9 protein-coding genes and 1 pseudogene are annotated in these 21,253 nt (G+C 61.3%); 6 read left to right on the top strand and 4 right to left on the bottom strand.

Translation table 11 applies throughout. The features are described 5' to 3' along the window. Nucleotides 1–161 precede the first annotated feature (161 nt). From osmB to ABTW55_RS24775, 4 genes are all read right to left on the bottom strand, one after another. A complete protein-coding gene (gene osmB / locus ABTW55_RS24790) occupies nucleotides 162–380 on the bottom strand; it encodes an osmotically-inducible lipoprotein OsmB (RefSeq protein WP_004945176.1) in 219 nt (72 codons plus the stop codon). 270 nt (nucleotides 381–650) lie between these two features. Continuing rightward, complete coding sequence (locus ABTW55_RS24785) at nucleotides 651–1,397, bottom strand: DNA-binding transcriptional regulator YciT (protein ID WP_033647550.1); 747 nt, start codon at nucleotides 1,395–1,397, stop codon at nucleotides 651–653. 50 nt (nucleotides 1,398–1,447) lie between these two features. After that, nucleotides 1,448–3,880, bottom strand: a complete 2,433-nt coding sequence (locus tag ABTW55_RS24780; protein ID WP_060421300.1) for a formate C-acetyltransferase/glycerol dehydratase family glycyl radical enzyme — start codon at nucleotides 3,878–3,880, stop codon at nucleotides 1,448–1,450. A gap of 4 nt (nucleotides 3,881–3,884) precedes the next feature. Beyond that, a complete protein-coding gene (locus ABTW55_RS24775) occupies nucleotides 3,885–4,784 on the bottom strand; it encodes a glycyl-radical enzyme activating protein (RefSeq protein ID WP_060421297.1) in 900 nt (299 codons plus the stop codon). Between the two features lie 149 nt (nucleotides 4,785–4,933). On the opposite strand from ABTW55_RS24775, the gene fsa reads away from it, so the two are divergent. From fsa to ABTW55_RS24745, 6 genes and pseudogenes are all read left to right on the top strand, one after another. Then, the gene (gene fsa, locus ABTW55_RS24770) at nucleotides 4,934–5,599 is read left to right on the top strand and encodes a fructose-6-phosphate aldolase (protein WP_033647546.1); all 666 of its coding nucleotides are present in this window, start codon (nucleotides 4,934–4,936) and stop codon (nucleotides 5,597–5,599) included. A 268-nt stretch (nucleotides 5,600–5,867) separates the two neighbouring features. Beyond that, on the top strand, nucleotides 5,868–7,589 hold the full coding sequence (locus ABTW55_RS24765) for a ShlB/FhaC/HecB family hemolysin secretion/activation protein (RefSeq protein WP_060421294.1): 1,722 nt from the start codon (nucleotides 5,868–5,870) through the stop codon (nucleotides 7,587–7,589). 67 nt (nucleotides 7,590–7,656) lie between these two features. Beyond that, nucleotides 7,657–18,549, top strand: coding sequence for a hemagglutinin repeat-containing protein (locus ABTW55_RS24760; RefSeq protein ID WP_060421291.1), 10,893 nt, complete (start codon nucleotides 7,657–7,659; stop codon nucleotides 18,547–18,549). Next, nucleotides 18,536–18,838 (top strand): hypothetical protein, encoded by a 303-nt coding sequence (locus tag ABTW55_RS24755; RefSeq protein ID WP_060427197.1) that lies wholly within the window; start codon nucleotides 18,536–18,538, stop codon nucleotides 18,836–18,838. Before ABTW55_RS24760 ends, ABTW55_RS24755 begins: the two co-directional genes overlap by 14 nt. A gap of 41 nt (nucleotides 18,839–18,879) precedes the next feature. Further along, nucleotides 18,880–18,960 (top strand): annotated as a pseudogene (locus tag ABTW55_RS25195) (recombinase XerC); the annotation flags it as partial. Beyond that, complete coding sequence (locus tag ABTW55_RS24745; protein WP_319864464.1) at nucleotides 18,953–21,253, top strand: glycohydrolase toxin TNT-related protein; 2,301 nt, start codon at nucleotides 18,953–18,955, stop codon at nucleotides 21,251–21,253. The pseudogene ABTW55_RS25195 and the gene ABTW55_RS24745, both read left to right, overlap by 8 nt.

The following is a 21,253-nucleotide window of genomic DNA, read 5'->3' as shown; positions in this document are numbered from 1 at the left end:
GCGGCATGGCTTGAGGTTGTTGCTGCCGGGGGTTAGCCCGTTAACGGCAAAAGAACCATAGACTTAAAGTAAAACAGACCTGAAATCATCGTTATTCTGGTTAATACGTCAAAGCGCCGAGGCGCTTTTGCCAGCCTGTCGGCCGAGGTCTCTCGGTCAGGTTATTTGCCAACCTGGTGACCGATGATGCCCCCTACCGCAGCCCCACCCAGCGTGCCCAACGCGCTGCCGTCTGTCAGCACTGCGCCGCCGACTGCACCGGCGCCGGCGCCGATAGCGGTGTTGCGATCGCGTTTGGACATGTTGGAACAGGCGCTGAGTGAAAACGCCAGAGTCAGTGCCAGCGCGGCGGTGGCGAAACGTTTATTGATAATCATCATAATGACTTCTCCTTAGCATTGGCTATATGGAAGTGCCCTATAAGTATAGGCGTTAACCATAAATCAGGCCTGCCGTTGATTCCCGTACAGTATCGATATAAAAAATGGCATTTTTTGTTAACGGCCGAATAATTAGCAAGTTACGGCCCAAAAGGCGCCGAAACTGAGTATAGGTTTCTCGGGAAGGATAAACAGGTAAATAGTCTTAAAATCCCGCTGCGCAAGGGGAAGGCGCGCGGTGTAGCCCGCGCGGTGCGGCAGTGACCTGCGTTATTCGTTAACCAGCTCCACCTGTACGCCCTGGCGTTTCAGCTGATGCTGATACTCCAGCGCCAAGCGCGAATCGGTGATCACCCGGCTGATCTGGCCGGTCTGCGCCAGCGGGTTGGGCTGGATCTGGCCGAACTTGCTCGAGTCCGTCAGCACGATATTCTCCACGCCCTTGGCCAGCACCGCGCTGACCACGTCGGCGCGCATCATGTCGCGGCCGGTAAAGCCGGTTTCGGCCTGAAAGCCGTCAATGCCGATAAACGCCTTGTTGAAATGCACCTGCTGAATGCACAGCCGCGTAAGCGGGCCGACCACGGTCTCGCTTTTCTTCTGGTACATGCCGCCCAGCACAATCACGTCGCAGTCGGTTTCTTTCAGCAGGTTGGCGATATAGTGGCTGACGGTGATCAGCGTAATGCGCTTGCGTTCGGCAATGTAGCGCGCCAGCAGGGCATTGGCGCTGCCGCTCTCGATGAAGATCGTCTCGCCGTCGTTGACCTGCGCGGCGGCATATTGCGCCAACCGTTGTTTGAGGGTGAAATTGGACATCATGCGGGCGTCGACGTCGTCGCTCTCCAACGCCACGGCGGAACCGTGTACCCGCTTCAGATAACTGCGCTTTTCCAGCAGGTTGAGATCCTGCCGGATGGTGACTTCCGAGACGCCCGAGGCGCGCGCCAGCTCATTGACGCTGATCCGCCGGCGATCGTTAACCAACTGCAATATGGTCTGTTGTCGTAAATTCATATCGGCCTGATGATGCGGCCGCCAAGGTGCGGCCGCTAAGAGTCAAAGGTTTAAAGAGTATGTTCTGTGCGCGCAATAATATCATCCTGCGCCTCAGGGGATAATGCGGTAAAGAAGGCGGAATAGCCAGCTACGCGAACCACTAAATCACGATATTGGTCAGGGTGTTGCTTCGCCGCCAGCAGCGTTTCGCGCGACACGATATTGTACTGCACATGCCAGCCGCGATAGCTCTCGAAGAAGGTGCGCAACATCAGCATCAGCTTTTCCCGATCGCGCGGGTTGTCCAGCGTCGCCGGGTTCAGCTTTTGGTTGAGCAGCACGCCGCCGAGGATTGCCTCGGTAGGCAACTTGGCGAGCGAATTGAACACCGCGGTCGGCCCCAGGTGGTCGGTGCCGGACGCCGGGCTGGCGCCTTCCGCCAGCGGCTGGTGCGCCTTGCGCCCATCCGGGGTGGCGAGGGTGGCGGCGCCGAAGGGCACGTTGGCCGAGATAGACGAGGTGCCGGCGTAGTAGCCGCCGCCTATCGGCCCGCGGCCGAAGCGGGTGTTGCGATACTGCTTCAGTTCCTCGATGTAGGTTTGGTAGGCGCGCACCAGCAGCCGATCGACCTCGTCCACGTCGTTGCCGTATTTGGGCGCGGCGTTGAGCAGCCGCTGGCGCAGCTGTTCGCCATCCAGCCCGGCGAAGTCGTCGGCCAGCGCCGCCGCCAGCCGCTGCTGGCCGATCGCCCCCTGGTCAAACACCAGTTTGCGCACCGCCGCCAGGCTGTTGCCGAGGTTGGCGATGCCGACCTGCAGGCCGGAAACCCAGTCGTACTTGGCGCCGCCCTGCTTGATGCTTTTGCCGCGTTCGATGCAGTCATCCACCAGTGCGGAACAGAGAATATCGTGGGCGTTCTCCTCCAGCACGCTGTCCACCACGCATTCGATCTCAATTGACTTGCGCGTGTAGTAGCGGATTTGTCGGTCCCAGGCGGCCATCACCTGCTCGAAATCGGCGAAGTTTCCTTTGGACAGCGCCTGTTCCTGCGGCAGGAAAATCTGCCCGGAGGTGGCGTCGCGGCCCTGTTCCAGCGCCGCCAGCAGCACGCGGGCAAAGTTGATGAAGCTCATGCCGGTGCAGCGATAGCCCCATTTGCCGCCGACGGCGGTCTCGATGCAGCCGATGGCGGCATAGTCGTAGGCGTCCTGCGGTTCAACCCCCAGCTTGATGAACTCGGGAATGACGATTTCGTCGTTGTTGAACGCCGGCATGCCGAAGCCGCAGCGGATCACCTGTACGCAGGCGTCGAGGAAATCGGCGCTCATTCCTGCGTGGTAACGCACGCTGAGGTTGGGTTGGGTGGAGCGCAGGCGGCCGCAAGATTCGAGAATGGCGTAGGACAGCGGGTTGACCGCGTCGCACGGCCGGCCGTCGAGCAGTTTTTGGCCGCCGATGGTGACGTTCTGGTACAGCGGGCTGCCGGCGGAGGCCTTGGAGTGCGAGCCGGAGCGGATCTTGTTGACCTCCAGCAGCTTAAGCCAGCAGCTGTGCAGCAGCTCGATGGCGTCTTCCCGCGCCAGGTTCTGCTCCAGCTCGACGTCGCGCCGATACCAGGGATAGAGATATTGGTCGAGGCGGCCGAAGGAAACCGAATGGCCGTTGGATTCGATCTGCAACGTCAGCTGGATGAAATAGCACAGCTGCAGCGCCTGCCAGAAGGTGTGCGGTGGGCGATGGGCGATCAGATCGCAGTTGTCTGCGATGGCCAGCAGCTCGGTGCGCCGCCAGTCGCGGGTTTCGCGCTGCGCCATATCGCGCGCCAGGTGAGCGAAACGCAGGATGTGTTCGCTCAGCGCCGCCAGCACGATGTCGATGGCGTTGAGAAACTGCGCTTTATGCAGATCTTCCCACTCGGTCAGGCGCAGGCGGCTGCGGCGCGCGTTCACCTTTTCACGCAGGCCGTCGAGGCCTAGTTCCAGCAGCAGCGGGAAGTTGACCGCCAGGTGGGCGTCGCCGGAGGTCATGTTGCCCTCGGCTTTGATGATGCCGGTGGCGAGCAGCGCCTTCTGTTCGTCGGTAAACATGCCATAGCAGCGATCCTGCACCGTTTGGCCGCGCCACCAGGGGCAAAGACGGTGCAAAATCGCCTTGTTCTCTTCGCTGACCGAGAAGCCGGCGCCCGGCCGGTCGGCCAACTGGTCGATCTCGTTTTCTATCCAGCCGACGGTGTATTCGGGGAAGATCGGCGCGGCGCGCAGCTCGCTGGCCTGGTTGCCGACGATCAGCTCGTCGTTGGCGATCCAGATGCTGCGCTTCGCCAGGTGGTTGGCCAGCGCCAGCGCGCGGCGCACCGGCAGCGGCCGATCCTGATGCTGTTGATAGGCCTCGGTATAGTGCTGAGCGCGTTCGGTGCACACCGGCGGTTTGACGATGTGAATCAGCGCGTTCTTATGCGCCTGGATGCGGGCGCTGAGGGTGGTCAAATCCAACGTAGTCATGGCGTTATCCTCGCAAAATGGCGCTCAGGCCTTTGGCGCCGGCGTACGCTTCGGCGAAGGCCAGCAGATCGGGCGCGTCCAGCGGCGTGCGGGCGGCGCGGTAAGGTTCGCCGAGCAGGTGATACTTGTTGATGCCCAGCGTGTGGTACGGCAAAAAATGGATCTCCGACACGCCGAGCTCGTCGGCGGCGAAGTCGACAATCGCGCGGACAGAGCGGCGATCGGCGTTGAAATCGGGGATCAGCGGCACGCGCACGGTCATTGGCACGCCGTGCGCCGCCAGCCGGCGGAAATTGTTCATCACCCGACGGGCGGAGCCGCCGGTCCAGGTTTTGAAACGCGCTTCATCGGTGTGTTTGAGATCGGCCAACAGCAGATCCAGCCAGGGCAACGAAGGGGCGATGTAACGCCACGGAACGTGCAGACAGGATTCGACGGCGGTGTGGATGCCGGCTTCGCGGCCGCGCCGCAGCAGCTCCGCCGCGACCTCCGGCTGCATAAAGGGTTCGCCGCCGGACAGCGTTACACCACCGCCGCTGCGCAGGTAGAAAGGCTTATCCCGCATCACCTCGGCCATGATATCGTCGGGGTTGACCGCGCTGCCGCACAGGCTGAGCGCGCCGGTCGGGCAGGCGGCGGCCAGCGCCGCATAGTCGTCTGCGCTGATGACGTCGCGCCGCAGCGTCAATGCTCCCTCGTCACGCCGCAGGCCTTGCGGGCAGCGCTCGGCGCACAGCGTACAGCCGCTCAGGCACAGGCGCTCGTCAAACAGCAGATCCGCGTGGCGCGAGCGGCTTTCGGGGTTCTGGCACCAGCGGCAGCTCAGCGGGCACCCTTTTAAAAAGACCACGCTGCGGATACCGGGGCCGTCATGGGTCGAGTAGCGCTGCAGATTGAAGAACATGAGTCACCCGTTTGGCGTTGCTGAATCTTTCGCCATTAAAGATGTTTCGAATGAAAGTTGGATTGATTTTGGTCAAAGGTTGACGGGGTTTTTGCCCTATGATGATCAGAGTTTGAATCCGCCCACAGAACATGACACAGGAGTCCGTGATGGAGCTTTATCTCGATACCGCCGATGTGACGGCGGTAAAACGCCTGGCGCGCATTCTGCCGCTGCACGGCGTCACCACCAATCCAAGCATCGTGGCGAAGGAAGGCAAGCCGATCTGGGAAGTGCTGCCCGCGCTGCGCGACGCCCTCGGCGGCACCGGCAAGCTGTTCGCGCAGGTGATGGCGGCCGATGCGGAGCGCATGGTGGCGGAGGCCGCGCTGCTCAGCCAGCGCGTACCGGGGCTGGTGGTCAAGATCCCAGCAACCGCCGAGGGGCTGGCGGCGATCAAGAAGCTTAAAACGATGTCCATCCCAACGCTGGGCACGGCGGTATACGGCGCCGGGCAGGGGCTGCTGGCGGCCCTGGCCGGGGCGGAATACGTGGCGCCTTACGTCAATCGGGTGGACGCGCAGGGCGGCGACGGCATCGAAATGGTGCACGAGCTGCAGCAGCTGCTGAGCCTGCACGCGCCGTCGGCGCAGGTGCTGGCCGCCAGCTTCAAGACGCCGCGCCAGGCGCTGGAATGCCTGTTGGCGGGCTGCCAGGCGATCACGCTGCCGGTGGATGTGGCGGAGCAGTTCCTGAGCGCGCCGGCGGTGCAGGCCGCGGTCGAGAAATTCGAACAGGATTGGCAGGGGGCGTTCGGCAGCAATTTGCTGGGCTGATAGCTGTCTGTCTCGTTTACTGATTCTCCTCCCGATCGACAATTAATGTTAAAGGATGGCGCATCATGGCGCCATCCTCCCGCCGTTTCGCCATTCTTCGCATGCCCGCCGCCTCCCTTATGGTTTTGTGAACCGCAGTGCCATAAAGCTGTTGATTTTTCCCTCTCGAAGCTCATAATTCGCCCCAGAGTAAGTTTATTTACATTAATTTACTTAACTTATGATTTTGACCAAATAAATAACTATAAGTAACGGTGAGGAGCCAAGGATGCGCTCAGATTCAGATACTGCTCGTGCTTTACTTTATTCTATCCGCTGCGGGCTGTCGGGATTATTGATCGGCGTCGTACCCCTGTTTTCCGCTTCGGCGTCTACCAGCGATGGAATGGCGTCCATTGATGCCCGCGAACAGCAGCGCCAGCAGGAGCGCGAGCGCGCCCTGCAACAGCAAAATGCCCCGCAGGCCGATGCGCGCCTTTCCCGTCCCGACGTTGTGCTGCCCGATTACTCAACCAATGAACGCCCTTGCTTCATCATCAATCGGCTAACGTTGGTCGGCGAGTCTGCCGATCGCTTTCAATGGGCGTTGAACGCCGCGGCGGATGCCAGGGGCCGCTGTCTGGGCAGCCAGGGCATTGTGCTTGCCATCAACAAGGTACAAAACGCCATACTGGCCAAGGGCTATGTCACCACACGCGTGATGGCGCAGGAGCAGGACTTGACCACGGGCGTGTTGGCGCTGACGCTGCAGCCGGGGCGTATCGGTGAGATCCGCTTTGAGGAGCCGGTCTCCTGGCGTGGGCGGCTGTGGAACGCTATTCCGGCCTCACGCGGCGATATTCTCAGCCTGCGCGATATCGAACAGGGGCTGGAGAACTTCAGGCGGGTGCCCAGCGCCAATGCCGATATTAAAATCGTACCCGGCGCCGAGGACGGAACCAGTGACCTGCAGGTCAACTGGCACGAAGGGCGCCCGGTGCGGCTCAGCCTGGGGCTGGACGACAGCGGCTCCAAAAGTACCGGGCGTTATCTCGGTTCGGCCACTCTGGCTATCGATGCGCCGTTTGCACAGAATGACCTGTTTTACGCCAACATCGGCAAGGATGTGTTTCAGCACGGGCCGTTCGGCAACCGTTCACATACGCTGAACTACTTTTTCCCGGTGGGATATTGGGCTTTCTCGGCCAATTACAACGACTACACCTATCACCAGAACATCCCCAACGCCAATGAGGTGCTGCGCTACAGCGGCAAGAGCGACAACATTCAGTTGACCGTCTCCCGGTTGCTGTACCGCGACCAGTCGCACAAGTTAACGCTCAACCTGCGCGGCTACCGCAAGCACTCGACTAACGCCGTGGACAACGTTGATATTGTGTCGCAAAAACGTCGGACCGCCGGCTGGGAGCTGGGGCTGAATCAGCGCAGCTACTTCGGTACCACTACGCTGGACGCCAATATCAACTGGCGCCGCGGCACCGGCGCATTCAATGCCCTGCCTGCCCCGGAAGAGTCGCGTCATGAAGGCAGCGCACGTACCGGCATTTTGCTCGGCGACCTGGGTATCAATCAGCCGTTCTCCTGGGGCGATCAGCCCTGGCGGGTGTATACCAGCGTAAGGGGGCAGTGGAGCCCGAACGCGCTGACGCCGCAGGAGCGGATGGCCATTGCCGGGCGTTACACGGTGCGTGGCTTTGATGGCGAACAGATGCTGTCCGGCGAAAAGGGCCTGCTATGGCGCAATGAAATCGCCTGGAACGTGTTTTCTCGCGGGCATGAATTGTATCTGGCCGCCGACTACGGCCGGGTGGACGGCCCAAACACTCGCCACTTGGTTGGCCATCAATTGGCGGGCAGCGCGCTCGGCGTGCGCGGCGCGCTGTGGGGGCGATTCAGCTATGACCTGTTTGCCGGCGTTCCGCTCTACAAGCCTGCGGGGTTCCATACCTCCGGCGCGACCGCGGGTTTTAGCGTAAATCTGGAAATCTGAACATCGCGATACCGGCAGCGTTACTGCACTGACCTGAACGGACTGACTTTTCTCACGGATGTGATCTATGAACAAACATTGCTATCGCCTTATCTTCAGCCGCACCCACGGGGAGTTGCGGGTGGTGTCCGAACTGGCCCGCAGCTGCAGCAGCGAGCCGGGGCAGCGCATCGGTTCAGGAATAACAGGTGGAAGTCGTCTGTGGGTCACCGTGCGTCGGTCAGTGTGGCTGCTTGGGCTGTTGATGTTCGCCGGCCCCGTCATGGCAGACGGCATTGTCGCGGACGGCGGTGCCAATCCTTCCCAGCGGCCGGAGGTCATCACTACCCAGAACGGCTTGCCGCAGGTCAACATCACCGCCCCCAACCAGGCTGGGGTTTCACATAATCAGTATCAGCAGTTCGACGTCGACGCCAAAGGCGCCATCCTCAACAACTCGGCGGTGATGACCGCGACCCAGATGGCCGGGATGATCCAGGGTAACCCTAATCTCAATCCCAATTCCGCGCCGGCTCGCGTCATCCTCAACGAAGTCAACAGCAACAATCCCAGCCAGCTGCGCGGTTTTATGGAAGTGGCCGGTGGCAAGGCGCAGGTGATTGTGGCCAACCCCGCCGGCATTATCTGCAACGGCTGCGGCACCATCAACGCTGGGCGCATGACGCTGACCACCGGCAAACCGCAACTGAACGCCGATGGCAGCGTGGCGGGCTACCAGGTCGAGCGCGGCGTGGTGCGCATCGAGGGCGGTGGGCTCAACGGCGATACCCGTCATGATACCGAGTACGTCGACATTCTGGCGCGCGCGGTGGAGGTCAACGCCGGCGTCTGGGCTAAAGAAGGCGTGACGCTGGTGGCCGGTCGTAACCGCGTGAGCGCGGACGGCAAAACCGCCGCGCCGCTTTCGGACGACGGCAGCGCCAGGCCTGAGCTTGTCATCGACATGGGGCAGATGGGTGGCATGTACAGCGGCAGTATCCGCATGATCGGCACCGAAGCCGGCGTCGGCGTGCGTAACCAGGGCGGACAGGTCCGGGCGGGCAAAACGCTCACGGTGAGCAGCGAAGGCAAGCTCAGTTGGCGCTCTGATGCGCCCACGCAGGCCGGCGGCGATATTCAGCTGGCGGCAAAAGGCGACATCGAGACGCACGGGAAAGTGTATAGCGGTGGCCAACTGGCCGTGCAGAGTCGCGAGGGAATGTTAACGCAATCCGGTACGTTGGCGGCGGCCGGGAATGTGCACCTGAACGCCGCGCGCGGCATCCAAAGCAGCGGCCACCTGCTGGCGGGCAGTAATGCCGAAAGCACGCTGGTCCATGATGCCAATCTGCAGCTTGATAGCCAGGGCGATATCCGCGCCAGTGGCAGTCTGCTCGGTAAAAAGAACGTCAACGCATCCGGGCGCCGGGTGGATATCAGCGGCGCGCAGGTTGCGGCCGGCCGCACCGCGCTGGCGGCCCGCGAGGGCGGCGTGGCCTTGCGCCAGTCCACCGTAGACAGCGGTGAGCTGGCCGTGAGCACGAAGGGAAATGTGGATGCGCAGCAGGCCAGGGTCAAGGCCGGGCGCTGGGCGGTCGATGCTGACAGCCTGTTCAACCAACAGGCTACCTGGTCTCAGACCGGTGACGGTGAGAGCCGTTTCACCCTGGCAGGCGCGCTGGATAACAGTGACGGCACCATCGAGACGCAGAGCCTCCGGCTTTCGGCCGGCCGGCTGATCAATCAGCGCGGTCGCCTGGTGGCGTTGGGGGAAACGGCGCAGCACTGGCGAGTGGGTGGCCTGCTCGACAATGGCGGTGGCACGATGGGCAGCAACGGAGCTCTTCGCCTCGACGCCGGCCGCCTCGATAACCAGCGCGGCACGATAAAAACCCAGGCGGGGCTCACGCTCCATGCTGATGGCGCGGTGAATAATGCCGGGGGCAATCTGCTGGCGGGGAACGGCCTGGCGCTTGAGGCAGGTAGCGCTCTGAATAACCAGTCCGGCACCCTGAGCGGCGATGACGTGCGTCTGGCGGTACAACGGCTGGATAACGCGCAGGGGCAGGTCATTGGCCAGGGAAATCTCGAAATGACGGCCGGCCGCCTGGATAACCAACGCGGCCTGATGGGCGCCGGCAAGGCGCTGAATGTGCACGCCGGCGACTGGGACAACCGTGGCGGCACGGCGCAAGGCGGAACGGCCGTCACGGCAACGGCGAGCAATCTCAACAACGACGGCGGTAAGCTGCTTTCAGGTCATGCATCAACCCTGCAGACCTCGGGCAACGCCACCAACCGCGGCGGCGAAATCAGTGCCACGGTGCTGACGGTGCAGTCTGACCGTCTCGACAACACGCAGGGCAAGGTGATTGGCCGACAACGGCTTAACCTGCATGCCCGTCAGGGGCTGGACAACACGCAGGGGCTGCTGGGCGCCGGTGAGATGCTGACGGTGAGCAGTGAGGGCGAGCTGAGCAATCATCACGGTAGGGTGCAGGGAAATGGGCAAACCACGGTGTCAGCGCGAGACATCCGCAACGAGGCCGGCAAGCTGCTGGGCGGGCAGAGACTCTCTCTCACTGCGTCGGGCGTGCTTGGCAACCGCGAGGGGGAAATCAGCGGCGAGTCGCTCACGCTAACGGCGCAGCGTCTCGATAACGCTCAGGGCAAGGTGGTCGCCAGGCAGGATGCGAACCTGACGGCGAAGCAAGGGTTGAGCAACGCCGCCGGCTGGCTTGAAGGCGGCAGCGCACTCGCCGTCAACACTGATGGCGATTGGGACAATCAGGGCGGCACCGCACAAGGTGGCCGGCAGGTCACCGCCAACGCGCAGTCGCTCGACAATACCGGCGGGCGGCTGCAGTCCGGCGGAGGCCTGACGCTTGACGCCGCAGGCAATATCCTCAACCGTTCCGGCAAACTGACCGCGCAGCAGGCCCTTGCCGTTAACGGCGGAGCAGCCAGCCTGTTCGATAATGACGGCGGCTCCCTGCAGAGCGGCGGCGACCTGTCTCTTCAGGGGGGCGAGTTGACCAACCGCACCGCCGGTGTGGTGCTCGGTGGGCAGGCGCTTTCCCTGAACCTGACCGGCGGCTGGGACAACCAGGGCGGCACGTTTACCGGCAATGGGCGCACCGAGGTGCGCGCTGCCAGTCTGCTCAATGCCCAGGGCACCATCAACGCACTTGGCAGCCTGAACATGCAGTTCACCGGCAAGCTGGATAACGGCCAGGGGCGGATTTTTAGTCAATCGTCTCAGGTACTGCAGGCGCAGGACATTTTCAACGCCCGTGGCTGGATGGGCAGTCAGGGCGGCTGGCAGGCGATCAGCGGCGGTTTTGACAATACGGAAGGCAGTGTGCAGAGCTTGCAGGGAGCACAACTTGCGGCGAACTGGCTGGGCAACGCTAAAGGTGTACTGCAGTCGGCACACGACTTGGCGCTGCGCATCAAGCAGGATATCGATAATCGCAACGGCAAGGTTTCGGCGCAGGGGCAGCTTGCTGTTACGGGTACCAAAGACGGCGAACACGCCGGCGGCATCAATAACGCTGGCGGTCAGTGGCTGGCCGGCGAGGGGCTGACTATCGCCGCCCGCGCACTCGACAATGCGCAGGGCGGGCTGCTCTACAGCCAGAAACAACAACGCCTTGCGCTGAGCGATGCGCTGAATAACCGCGATGGGAAAGTGCAAAGTGGCGAGGCGCTTCAACTTGACGCACAAACGCTGAACAATGCCGGCGGGACGATAGACGGCCAGCAACGCGTGGCGCTGCGCATTCTTGGTTTGCTGGAAAATACCGGCGGTGCAGTGCGCAGCAATGGCGGGCAAGAGGTGTCGGCCGCCGGTATCAATAATACACGCGGCGTATTCAGCAGCCGCGGCGGCATCACGGTGGCATCAAAGCAACTGGACAATACCGGTGGTACGCTCATCAGTCAGGGGGCGGGCACCTACCGACTCGACCGGCTTAACAATCAGCATGGCAAGGTGCACAGCGGCGACGCGCTCACGCTTGAGGGGGCGCAGGTCAACAACCGGGGTGGGCAATTGGTGTCAACCCACGGGCTGGCGCTCAAGGCCGGGACGCTCGATAACAGCGGTCAGGGCACGCTCAGCAGCCAGGCGGAACTGGATGTGCAGGCCGAGCGCCTGAACAATCGCGATGGCGGGTTGATACTGGGCACCACACGCACCGATATCACCTCTCGTGATATCGACAATACCGCAGGCCGCCTGCAGAGTAGCGGCCAGATGACCCTCTCGGGGGTCACGCAGCTGGACAACCGCCAGGGGCGGATCCTGGCCAACGGCAACCTCAATATCAATACTGACCGGTCACGGACCGACTCGCCGCTGGCGCTGCTCAACCAGGGCGGGCGAGTGGAGAGCGCCGGGCAACTTACCTTGCATGCGCGTACCTTGGATAATCAGAACGGTACCCTGCTGGGGCTGCAGGCGCTGACGCTGTCCGCGCAGCAGGACTACACCCATCAGGCCGGCGAAACGATCAGCAGTAACGGTACGGTGACGTTCTCCCTGAGCGGCGCCTTTACCAACCTGGCGGATTGGTTGCTGCCCGGCAAGCTGGCGCTCCATGCGGCCAGCATCACCAATCCGGCGGCGCTGGTGGGCAAAACGCTGCAGCTGACGACCGGAGCCTTCCAAAACACCGGGCGCCTTGAGGCGGACAGCATGACGCTGAACGTCGATACCCTGGACAACGCCGCGGCGCTGATGGGCGACGACATCACCGTGAACGGGCGCATTATCGACAACCACGGTGCGCCTGCGGTGATGGCGGCGACCCACAGCCTGACGGTGCAGGCCGGTGAGCGGCTGACCAACCGGGAGGGAGCGCTGATTTACAGCGCCGACCGTCTGCACCTGCACAGCGATGACCTGATTGAAAACCGGGCCAGCTTTATCGAAGCGGACGGTGACGCCACCGTGGAAGCGCGTCGCCTGAACAACCTGCGCGAAGGGCTGGTGATTGAGCGTAACGCCGAGAAGAGTGACTACAAATGGCACCGCTACAACTACTACTGGCGCTCCTACGGTTCAAAGGTCAATCCCGATAAAAGCACCCTGGCGCCGACCACCCAGCAGCTGACCTATCAGGATGACGCGGCGGCGCAAACCAACCGCTACGGCACACTGCTGGCCATTGATGCGGCGGGCAAGCGCGCACAGGTGCGGGTCAAGGACAATAAGGGCCAATTGACCGACCTGTGGGTCAACTACCTGGCGCTCAAGCCGAATGCCGATGGCAGCTATGCGATGACGTTCTATGAAACGCGTGGGGGCAATCAGCTGGCGACCATCCCGACGCCTTATCAAAACGGCTTCCATTGGGAGCACGACTGGACGCAGGTGATGACCTGGGATCCCGAAAAGCATGTCGATATCGACAGCGCGCCGTTCATCACCGATTACAACAACTTCCGCGAACGTACCGAGAGCGGCACGGTGACGCGCGACAAGCTGGTGAGTGAGGGGATCGGCGCGCGTATTCTGGCCGGCGGCAACATGGTGCTGCGCATCACGGGAACGTTGCTCAATGACGCCAGCGTCATTACGGCCAACGGCAACCTGACGCAGGACGGCGGCGGCAGCGTGGACAACCGCGGTTACTCGGTTAACGAGCGGCGTCAGGTGGCTATCGTTGACCATTATGACAAGGACACGCATCACTGGTACCCCACGTTCAACCGGGACGAAACCACGGCGCTGGCGACCGTTGACGGGGTGATCACCGGCAATGGCACGGTCACCATCAACGGAACCCGCATCACCAACACCACGGTCAATCAGGCGCAAATCAGTCAACTTGATGCGGCGTTAAAGGCGGTAGATGCCGAACGCGCCGAGCTTGAGCGCAATCCGCTGGCCTTCACGGTAGACGGCGCTGCCCGACCTGACGGCGATACGACGCTGGCGCCGGGTGAGCAAATGACAAGACCGGGCGCCACGCCGTCCTCGCCGCTGGGGCGCCCACTGCTGCCGTCTGAGCTGGCGCTGACGCAGTTACAGCATCTGGGCAATGTGGCCACCGCCATCCCCAATAACGGCTTGTTTAGTCAACATACGGCGATCGGCAGCCCGTTCCTGGTGGTAACCGATGAACGCTTTACCCGCCGCGACAACTTTATCAGCAGCGACTACATGCTCGAGCGCGTAGGGTATGACCCCGCGCAGGCCCATAAGCGCCTGGGGGACGGCTTCTACGAGCAGCGTCTGGTGCGCGAGCAGGTGCTGGCGCTGACCGGCAAACCGTCTGTCAAGGGCTGGGATGCGATGGAGCAGTACCAGCAACTGATGAACAACGGCAGCAAAGTTGCCCAGGACTTCCATCTGGTGCCGGGCGTGGCGTTGACGCCGGAGCAGATTGCGGCGCTGCAACAGGATATCGTCTGGCTGGTGAGCGAGACGGTGCAAACGGAAGGCGGCCCGCAAACGGTGTGGGTGCCGAAGGTGTATCTGGCACAGACTACGCTGCGCCTGACCGGCGATGGCGCGCTAATTGGCGGCGGTGACCTGCAACTCTCGGCAAACAGCATCACCAATGCCGGCAACCTGTTTGCCGAAAAAGCCCTGACGGTTGACGCCGGGCAGTTCCTGCATCAGGGCGGCGACGTCAGGGCAGGCAGCATTGACGTGCAGGCAGACAGTCTGGCCATGAGCACTAACCTGCAGGACGCGCTGCGCCAGGCGACCATGAGCGCCGGCGACATTCGCCTGCGCGGCACCGATATCACGCTCACCGGAGCGAAACTGGATGCGACCGATACGCTCAGCCTGAGCGCGCGTCACGATCTGACCATCACCGCCGCGAAAAGCAGCCATACCGCCGATCTTGAGGTTATCTCCGGTTCAATGGGTAACCGCACCCGCGGCGGCACGGAAGCGGCAGGCTCCCGGATGGCGCACGTCAGCGGCGAATGGCAGCAGGCTCTGGGGAGTGAGCTTAACGCTGGCGGCAACCTCACGCTCGATGCCGGGCGAGACGTCACGTTCACGGGCAGCCAGGCCAGCGCCGCCGGCAGCACCCGCGTGCAGGCCGGCGGCGATATCAACATCAGGGCCGAAAGCACCACCAATACCACGCACCTGGACGCCAACAGCCGTACTTCATCAGTCAGCAACGACCGCCAGGAAGAGCGCCTGACAGTAAGCGCACTCGGCGGAGACCAGGGCGTCACCCTGGTGGCGGGCAACCGCCTGTTGGCCGAAGGCGCGCAGATTGACAGTAAAGAGGGGCGTATTGGCGTCAGCGCACGGGACGTGAGCATTAAAGACGCGCGTACCCGCACGCAGGACCAGGACAGCGAAAACAAGCGCGAAGGCAAAACCAAGAGCCATCGCGAAGAGCAAACCGAGCGCGAAATCAGCACCGGCAGCACCTTCAGCGGGCGCGAGGGTGTGACCGTGATCGGGCGTGAAGGCGACGTCACGGTTACCGGCAGCACCCTGCACAGCGACCAAGGCGCTATCGCCCTGCAGGCGAAAAATGATGTGATCCTTAACCACACCACCGACAGCGAGCATCGCGTCTCCAACGAGGAAAGTCGCGGCCGGAAAACCAGAGGTGAGCGCGCCGAAGAAGTCCTGCGGGAAAACGTGGTGGGCAGCACCCTCAGCGGACAGGGCGGCGTCACGGTGGTAGCGCAGGACGGCAGCATCATCGCCACGGCAAGCGCCCTGCACAGCGAACAGGGCGCCATCGCCCTGCAGGCGAAGCAGGATGTGACCCTCAATACCGCCACCGAACGCGAGTCGGCCCTCAGTGAAGAGCGGTCACAGAAAAAAGGTTTCCTGAAAAAAAGCAGTAGCCACAGCATGGCGCATGACGCCACCACACGCGAGAAAGGCAGTCTGCTCAGCGGCAACAGCGTCAGCGTCAGCGCCGGCAACGATCTGACGGTCACCGGCTCGGCCATTGCTGCCGACCAGGACGTGAACCTGCAGGCCGGCCGTAACGTCGACATCGGCGCGGCCACCGAGACCGACACGCATTACCGGCTGGAAGAGAAGAAAAAAAGCGGCCTGCTGGGCAGCGGCGGCATCGGCTTCACCATTGGCAAACAGTCGAGCAAACACGAAATCGACGAGAAAGGCCGGACCCAAAGCCAAAGCGTCAGCACCGTCGGCAGCAGTCAGGGCAGCGTCAACGTCACGGCGGGCAACCAACTGCACATCGGCGGCGCCGATCTGGTGGCGGCCAAGGATCTGGCTCTTACCGGCGACAGCGTGACTATCGATCCCGGCGTTGATGCGCGCACGCGTAAAGAGACCTACGAGCAGAAGCAGAGCGGCCTAAGCGTGGCGCTGTCGGGCACCGTGGGCGGCGCACTCAACACCGCCGTCAGCTCGGCGCAGCAGGCGCGAAAAGAAGGCGATGGGCGCCTGAACGCGCTGCAAAACACCAAGGCGGCGCTGTCCGGCGTGCAGGCTGCACAGGCCTGGGAGCGGGATAATGCGCTGACCGCCTCGGCGGAGGCGAAAAACGCCGCTGCCGGCTTGCAGCCGGGGGACGAAGGTGCGGCGCAGGGCGCCACCAATACGGTGGGTATCAGCGCCTCCTACGGCAGCCAATCGTCGAAGAGCGAAACCCGCACCGACAGCCGCCAGTCGCAGGGCAGCACGCTCACCGCCGGGCAAAACCTGTCGATAACGGCGAGCGGCAAGAACCACAACGCGCAAAGTGGCGATATCGTCGTCACCGGCAGCCAGCTGAAAGCGGGCAAAGATCTGTCGCTCGATGCGGCGCGGGACATTACCCTGCAGTCGGCGCAGAACCGCGAAAGCACCGTCGGCAAAAACAGCAGCAAAGGCGGCAACGTCGGTGTCGGCATCGGCGCAGGTTCGGGCGGGTACGGCATCAGCGTTTCGGCAGGCGTCAATGCCGGCAAGGGGCATGAGAACGGCAACGGCCTGACGCATGCCGAAACCACCCTGGATGCCGGCAGTAATCTCAAGGTGACCAGCGGCCGCGACACCCGGCTTACCGGCGCGCAGGCCAGCGGAGAAAAAGTCACCGTCGACGTGGGCCGTAACCTGGCGCTGGAAAGCCAGCAGGACAGCGACCGCTATGACGCCAGGCAGACCCAGATGAGCGGCGGGATCAGCGTGCCGATCGGCGCCGGCAGCGGCTCGGCGAATTTTAGCGCCAGTAAGGACAAACTGCACAGCAACTTCGACTCGGTAAAAGAGCAGACCGGGCTGTTTGCCGGCCAAGGCGGGTATGACGTCAAGGTCAAAGAACATACCCAGCTCGACGGCGCTGTGATTGCAAGCCAAGCGGACAAAGAGAAGAACCGTCTCGATACCGGCACGCTGGGCTGGACGGACATCCACAACCAGGCGGACTACAGCGCGACGCACAGCGGCGGGTCATTCAGCACCGGCGGGCCGGTGGGCAAGGATCTGCTGACCAACATGGCCGGCGGCATGCTGTCGGGCGCCAACCACAGCGGGCACGCCGAGGGCACGACAAAGGCCGGGGTTAGCGAAGGTACGCTGATAGTTCGCGACACCGGCAAACAGCAGCAGGATGTGGCGCAGCTGAACCGGGATACCGAGCATGCCAACGCCGGCAGCATCAGCCCGATATTCAACAAGGAGAAGGAGCAAAACCGGCTCAAGCAGGCGCAGTTGATTGGGGAGATTGGCGGCCAGGCGATGGACGTCATCCGCACGCAGGGCGATATCGCCGGGCTGAAGGCGCAGAAAGACCCGGCGGCGCTGTCACAGGCCAGGGAGCAGCTTGAGAAGAGCGGCAAACCAACGAACGATGCGGCGGTGATGCAGCGGGCGTACGACAACGCGATGCGGCAATACGGCACCGGCAGCGACCTGCAGAAGGCGGCGCAGGCGGTGACGGGGGCGCTGACGGCACTGGCGGGCAATAACCTGGCGGGCGCGCTGGCGAGCGGTGCCTCGCCGTATCTGGCGACGGAAATCAAGAAACTGACCACCAATCCGCTGACCGGTGAAGTCGACGTTGCTGCCAACACAATGGCGCACGCTGTACTGGGGGCTGTGACCGCGCAGCTGAATAACCAGTCAGCCGCAGCAGGGGGACTGGGTGCAGGTGGTGGCGAACTGGCGGCGCGCTACATTGCCGGGCAGCTGTTCCCGGGCAAGACGGCGCAGCAGCTGAGCGAAAGCGAGAAACAGCAGGTGAGCGCGCTGAGCCAGCTGGCCGCAGGGCTTGCAGGCGGGCTGGCGACGGGGGATACTGCGGGAGCGGTGACCGGCGGGCAGGCTGGGAAGAATGCGGTGGAGAATAACGCGCTGAGTGATCTTGTTGACGCTGTATCTCAGGGTAAGACACCTCAGCAGGTAGCCGAAGAACGTGTCGACGCAGAGAACGAACGTTATAAGCAGCAAAACTGTGCCGGAATGAGCGCGGAAGCGTGCTCGGTGAAGATGTATACTGAGCGCCGGGAAGAACTGAAAGATATCCTGTCGACAGGTGCAGATTTTGTGCCGGTGGTTGGGGATATCAAGAGCTTTGCGGAAGCGCAGAGTGCGCTAGATTACTTGGTAGCGGCGATAGGGATTATACCGGGTGCGGGTGATGCCGCGGGCAAAGCGATCAAGGCGGCAGAGACAGCGCTGAAGAAAGGGGATGTTGCTGAAGCGTCCAGGCTGATTAACAAGGCCAGTGATGAAGTATCTGCCACTCTCCCAATGGGAAGTAAGCGCAATCCGATGAATCAGCCAAGTAACCCATCTTATCAACCTGTAAGGAATCAGCCGGGTACGATCAGAAATCGAGAATATTCAGGGCACGCCTTAGACAGAATGCAGGATCGAGGAATAACGCCTTCTGTTGTTGAGAATACCATTAAAAATGGAAAATCGACTCCTAGCCGAGGCGGAACAACAGTACACTTTGATCCTGAGAGTAAAGTATCCGTAGTTACGAACGAATCTGGTAGAGTGGTCACGGTTAAATATGGCGATAAATGAGAAGAATGATATCTGTGAGTATGCGCTTCATTCATTAAGTGATGTCATTAGCTTTGCGAGGTTCGTCAGTTACGCAGAAGATTTGCCTCAGCTAAATGAGCTATTTGAAAATGAGCACAATAGAGATAATTATCAGAAAATATGGTTTGAACTAGAAATTATCAATGCACTTGCTCTGTCTGAATGGGAGAGTGAAGGCCGTCCCGCAGACTGGCAAACACGTTGGGAATCAGAATATAAACACGATGCTTCTGAACTACTGGATGAGTTATTAAAGACATTGAAGTAAGGTAGCGGGGCTCACGGCATCCCAATGCGGTGGTGCCGTGAGCGTCAGGCATCGACAAAGGGAGCTGCCATTTGTTCCGTCACGCGATGGCGACGCAGATACTGGAGAACGGACCTGCACTGGCATGAGAACGGCAACGGCCTGACCCATACCGAAACTACCCTGGATACCGGCAGTAATCTCAAGGTGACCAGCGGCCGCGACACCCGGCTGACCGGCGCGCAGGCCAGCGGAGAAAAGGTTACCGTCGACGTGGGCCGTGACCTGACGCTGCAAAGCCAACAAGACAGCGACCGCTATGACGCCAAACAGCAAAACGCCAGTGCGGGCGGCAGCTTCACCTTCGGCTCGATGACCGGCTCAGCCAACGTGAGCGCCAGTAAGGACAAACTGCACAGCAACTTCGACTCGGTAAAAGAGCAGACCGGGCTGTTTGCCGGCCAAGGCGGGTATGACGTCAAGGTCAAAGAACATACCCAGCTCGACGGCGCTGTGATTGCAAGCCAAGCTGACAAGGAGAAAAACCGCCTCGATACCGGCACGCTGGGCTGGACGGACATCCACAACCAGGCGGACTACAGCGCAACGCACAGCGGCGGCAGCTTCAGCACCGGCGGGCCGGTGGGCAAGGATCTGCTGACCAACACGGCCGGCGGCATGCTGTCGGGCGCCAACCACAGCGGGCACGCCGAGGGGACGACAAAGGCCGGGGTCAGCGAAGGTACGCTGATAGTTCGCGACAAAGACAAACAGCAGCAGGATGTGGCGCAGCTTAACCGGGATACCGAGCATGCCAACGACGGCAGCATCAGCCCGATATTCAACAAGGAGAAGGAGCAAAACCGGCTCAAACAGGCGCAGCTTATCGGCGAGATTGGCGGCCAGGCGATGGACGTCATCCGCACGCAGGGGGATATCGCCGGGCTGAAGGCACAGAAAGACCCGGCGGCGCTGGCGCAGGCCAGGGAACAGCTTGAGAAGAGCGGCAAACCGACGAACGATGCGGCGGTGATGCAGCGGGCATACGACAACGCGATGCGGCAATACGGCACCGGCAGCGACCTGCAGAAGGCGGCGCAGGCGGTAACGGGCGCGCTGACGGCACTGGCGGGCAATAACCTGGCGGGCGCGCTGGCAAGCGGTGTATCGCCGTACCTGGCGACGGAAATCAAGAAACTGACCACCAATCCGCTGACCGGTGAAGTCGACGTTGCTGCCAACACAATGGCGCACGCTGTACTGGGGGCGGTGACGGCGCAGTTGAATAACCAGTCAGCCGCAGCAGGGGGACTGGGCGCGGGTGGCGGTGAACTGGCGGCGCGCTACATTGCCCGGCAGCTGTTCCCGGGCAAAACGGCGCAGCAGCTGAGCGAAAGCGAGAAACAGCAGGTGAGCGCGCTGAGCCAGTTGGCCGCAGGGCTTGCAGGCGGGCTGGCGACGGGCGATACTGCGGGGGCTGTGACCGGCGGGCAGGCCGGGAAGAATGCGGTGGAGAATAACTATCTGAGCAATCAACAGCGCTCAGATAGAGATAAAGAGTTTGATGCTTGTAAAGGCAATGTGTCCTGTCAATTGCAAGTGGGTGCCAAATGGGATGCTATCAGTCTGGGGCAAGATACCGCTTACAGTGCAGGCATGTTAGTTGGTGTTCCTCAAGGGCTCTACGACTCTGTCGAGAGTTTATCGAAATCCATCAGTGATCCTGCTGCGGCTTATGATGCAATCAAGCAACTGATATCGAGCGATGACATCTTTAGCACAATGTCGGATGCCGTTAAGCAAAACTACATTGATCGCATCAACTTGATGGAGTCGGAGTACCAGAAAGCTGGCGCAAGTGGTGCGTATAACGCGGGTGTTGAAGCCGGTAAACTAGTGTCTGATCTGATTGGTGCTGTTGCAGGTGGCGTTGGTGTTGCAAAAGTGGGGACAGCTCTCACAGAGAAAATTGCAGCAAAAGTGGTTGGCAAAATTGACTCACCAAATCTTAAAACACCATCTGGTAACCCTAATAGTTCAAGTGCTATTACTGATGTTGAGGCAGGCGGGTATTCTTACTATGACCAATTCAAGAATGCTAATGGGGGATGGGATTGGCCTAAGAATTTGGGATTTGAAGGTGATCCTGTCAAAACTACAATCCCAGTAGGTACTCGTTTGGATAGATATGGAGAGCCCAATGGTTCTTTCCTTGCACCGAAAGGGACACCTTACGAACAACGGGCCCTTGCGCCTGGTGCTAAAGCTGAAAAATATTATGAGTATGAGGTAATAAAACCTTTGCCTGCAATACAGGGAGAAATTGCTCCTGCTTTTGGTCAGCCAGGTGGAGGTGTCCAAATATTACCCAACATGCAAGAACGAGTAAATGTTGACTGGCTGGTGAAAAATGGATATCTACGGGAGATAAAGTAA

It is taken from the genome of Serratia sp. SM04 (genome assembly GCF_040280225.1).
GTDB classification, from domain to species: domain Bacteria; phylum Pseudomonadota; class Gammaproteobacteria; order Enterobacterales; family Enterobacteriaceae; genus Serratia; species Serratia sarumanii.
This window is presented reverse-complemented; position numbering and strand designations above follow the sequence as displayed.

Bases quoted from the DNA above. Each gene is read 5' to 3' on its own strand.
- osmB (WP_004945176.1), bottom strand. From the start codon at position 380: ATGATGATTATCAATAAACGTTTCGCCACCGCCGCGCTGGCACTGACT.
- ABTW55_RS24785 (WP_033647550.1), bottom strand. From the start codon at position 1,397: ATGAATTTACGACAACAGACCATATTGCAGTTGGTTAACGATCGCCGG.
- ABTW55_RS24780 (WP_060421300.1), bottom strand. From the start codon at position 3,880: ATGACTACGTTGGATTTGACCACCCTCAGCGCCCGCATCCAGGCGCAT.
- ABTW55_RS24775 (WP_060421297.1), bottom strand. From the start codon at position 4,784: ATGTTCTTCAATCTGCAGCGCTACTCGACCCATGACGGCCCCGGTATC.
- fsa (WP_033647546.1), top strand. From the start codon at position 4,934: ATGGAGCTTTATCTCGATACCGCCGATGTGACGGCGGTAAAACGCCTG.
- ABTW55_RS24765 (WP_060421294.1), top strand. From the start codon at position 5,868: ATGCGCTCAGATTCAGATACTGCTCGTGCTTTACTTTATTCTATCCGC.
- ABTW55_RS24760 (WP_060421291.1), top strand. From the start codon at position 7,657: ATGAACAAACATTGCTATCGCCTTATCTTCAGCCGCACCCACGGGGAG.
- ABTW55_RS24755 (WP_060427197.1), top strand. From the start codon at position 18,536: ATGGCGATAAATGAGAAGAATGATATCTGTGAGTATGCGCTTCATTCA.